Here is a 2,990-nt window from a genome sequence, read left to right on the forward strand (position 1 = left end):
TGTAGACATGGCTCGAGGCGGCGGGGGGACGGTTGAGGATGGACGTCACCGGCCGCCGCTGTTTGTGGCCGTTGATGTCAGCGATGGATGTCAGCGCTCGTACCCTGAAGCGCCGTTGCGCATCGCCTGCTCGCGGTACGACCCGCAGCCGAGTGACGGCCGGCGCTTTCGGCGGGGTCGGTTTGCCGCTCAGCCGACGACAGCCAGCCACGATGGCGGGTGCGTCGACAGACCAGGCGCGCGTGTGTTTTCCGGTACCGACCACCGGCCGGGACCAAGGTGCTCGTTTCTCGGCGTCGACCGGAGCAAGCCATGACGGCGTTCCCGTAACGACGGACGGCGGGGTTCGACGAGCTCGGTGAAAGCCTTAGACACCCCGTATACGCGCCAGTCGGCACCCTTGCACGACCAGCAACAGTCCGGTGGACCACTGGCCTCTCGCTCGCCCTGCGGAATCGAACATGTGCACCTAGGGGGCAGTCGCACAGGTTCGTGACATAATCAGCGGCGGGCGGGTGTTGCAACCATAGTTGGCTGATATTTCTCCAATCCTTGCAAATGTACAGAGGGGTTTCCGTGGGGCTTGCAGACGAAATACGCAAGGCCGTTACCGATGTTGTCTGCTCGGACTGGGATATTCGCAAAGGCACGACAGTTCCAGAGAAAGAGGACGTCAAGCTCAAAAATGGTGCTGTCGAGCTTGATGCAGTCTATCTCTATGCAGATATGGCTGATTCTACGGGATTGGCTCGGGATTTCTCTCGCACAACGGCCGCAAAGGTCATGCGCTCCTATCTGGATGCCACATGCAGGGTAATTCGAGCGCGGGGCGGTGAGATTCGTAGTTTCGATGGAGATAGGGTCATGGCTATTTTCATCGGCAACGGACGGTACGATGCTGCGGCAAGGTGTGCACTTCAGATTAACTATGTGGTTAGTCAGATCGTCCGGCCTAAGGTAGAAGATAACCTTCCCTCAATCAAAAGCAAGGGATTCATTGTAAAGCATTGCGTAGGAATCGATGCTGGTACTGCCTTGGTTGTTCGAGGGGGTGTCCATGGCACCAATGATCTGGCGTCTGTGGGGCGCGCACCCAATGTGGCTGCGAAACTGAGCGACATCCGCAACGATCCTTGGCGGACGTATATTACTCAAATTGTCTTTAATCGACTGATTGACGCAAAGTACAGCAAAGGAAGTAAGCGTGAACTCATGTGGGAAGGGCCTTATTCGCGCGATGTCGGTGGTGAAAATATGACAGTTTATAAGTCGAGCTGGAGGTCAGAGCCGTGACCCTCACTCCAGAACCGCGTGATACCGCTTGGCGGATCCATGGAGCTATAGGTGAGTGGACCGCCAGAGTCGATGCAAAGGCGTCCTTTGCTCTCACACTGGAATCTGCTGCCCTTGCGGGAATCGTGGCCCTTTCCAACGATGGCCGTATGTTCGACAATCTGCACGGGTGGGGAGCGAAATCTGTCCTTTGGACTGGGACCTTCTTCATCCTGGCAGCAGCTGTGCTGGCAATTCTTGTAGTGGTGCCCCGCTTGAGATCTCGGAAGACGCTAGAGATAGAGGCCGGGCGGAACTTTATCTATTTTGGGCACCTGCAGTTCTGGAATCCTGCAGATCTAGAGGATGCTCTGAAACAGCAAGAAATCCTTCCGATTCTGTCGCACCAGCTCGTGAACATGAGCAAGATTGCATGGCGGAAGCATCGTTTCGTTCAGCTATCCTTCGTGCTTGCGGCCGTGGGTGGGGTCTTCGTTTTCATAGCTGGAATTGCCACCTAGGTTTTTTCTCTCGGTTGTCGGCGGGTAGGGTAAAATTCAAATATTCCGCCGAATCTGCTGTGAGTTTTGTTCGTGCAGCTTGATTACTTGCTGGTACTTTTCATGCAGCATCCCGTTGCGCTTTGAGTCAAGATCTGGCCTGCGCCATGAGCCTGAGCAGATGCGCTCACAGTAAAGGTCGCCACAGTTCGGGCACCAGGAACTTGTCAATATCAGACCTTCTGAATCCTTTCCGGAAACTTTCTCGATGTGGCGCTCATTCCATAGCGTCGTGGGGGCGTCGCCGCAGGAGCACGAGTACCACAGGTATTCGTTTCTCCGGATCGAGTCAGCAATTGGCTTCGTAACGATCATTTCGTGGGCCTGTGCCTGCTGAGAGCACTTCGCGGCGTAGTTAACGGCACGTCCAGCCCAGACGGGGGCGCGGTGTGCGGTGCGTGAGATACCGATCTTTTTGCTCAGTAGATCACTGACGGCACATCCCACCTTGAACCCAGTTTTCGGTGGGTCGCTGGGCCATCTATTTTCCAGCGCCGGGACGAGCACCTGCTGCCCGAAGGTCTTAATCGTGATGCCTGCACAGATCGCGCGCCTTTGGGAATATTTCCCGGTGAAGAGACCGAAAGCCGCATCGCCTTGAATCTCAATGAAATCTGCACCGAAGTCAGCCAGAATACTCACTGCAGGCTTGATTGCCGCATCGTAGATCGATGCCGTTGATGACTCCCACCTCCCTTTTCGGAGACTGGTTGAGCCGGCGAGATCGGCGAATACGCACGAGACCTGTTCATATTTGCGCCATTTCGGTGCGTCAATGAACAAGTCGTCGGTTTCGATAGGGCCTTGAGTTTCCACCACTTCCGGAGATTGCTTCAGCTGGGATGAGACGTGAAGCTCGGAATCATTCAAGAGCTCGGATACGAGCGGCGTGTCAGTCATGTCCCCCTACTTCGTAGAGATCACAGTATGGCGATACTTTGAGCCACTCGCTACGGGTCTGCGCATGCTGGGTACGAGGGCCGTGCGCGGTACGGGCGCCGGCCGGGCTGAAGCGGGGCGGAGACAGGAGCGCAGGCCCGGCCGGGGGCCGGGCCGCGCGCGGGGAGCGGAGCGAGCCGCACTTGAACCAGTAGAGAAAGTTGTAACTCAGTCGCTGTGCTGGTGGTGTCCTACTTCGTTTGATGCTTGACGCGGTGA

The 2,990-nt window shown here is 56.5% G+C and carries 3 protein-coding genes; 2 read left to right on the plus strand and 1 reads right to left on the minus strand.

Translation table 11 applies throughout. From position 1 onward, the window contains the following. Positions 1–576 precede the first annotated feature (576 nt). Together IE249_RS18955 and IE249_RS18960 are read left to right on the plus strand one after the other, a co-directional pair. The gene (locus IE249_RS18955; RefSeq protein WP_189706002.1) at positions 577–1,293 is read left to right on the plus strand and encodes an adenylate/guanylate cyclase domain-containing protein; all 717 of its coding nucleotides are present in this window, start codon (positions 577–579) and stop codon (positions 1,291–1,293) included. After that, positions 1,290–1,793 carry a Pycsar system effector family protein gene (locus IE249_RS18960; RefSeq protein ID WP_189706003.1) on the plus strand — a complete coding sequence of 168 codons (504 nt, stop codon included), beginning with the start codon at positions 1,290–1,292 and terminating at the stop codon, positions 1,791–1,793. Before IE249_RS18955 ends, IE249_RS18960 begins: the two co-directional genes overlap by 4 nt. Positions 1,794–1,829: 36 nt before the next feature. Here the strand turns inward: IE249_RS18960 and IE249_RS18965 are convergent, their stop codons facing one another. Further along, complete coding sequence (locus IE249_RS18965) at positions 1,830–2,732, minus strand: hypothetical protein (protein ID WP_189706004.1); 903 nt, start codon at positions 2,730–2,732, stop codon at positions 1,830–1,832. Between the last annotated feature and the right edge of the window lie 258 nt (positions 2,733–2,990).

Origin of the sequence: Streptomyces anandii JCM 4720 (genome assembly GCF_014650655.1) — a bacterium.
In the GTDB taxonomy this organism is placed as follows: Bacteria; Actinomycetota; Actinomycetes; order Streptomycetales; family Streptomycetaceae; genus Streptomyces; species Streptomyces anandii.

Coding starts and splice junctions, on each gene's coding strand:
- IE249_RS18965 (WP_189706004.1), bottom strand. CDS start 2,732: ATGACTGACACGCCGCTCGTATCCGAGCTCTTGAATGATTCCGAGCTT.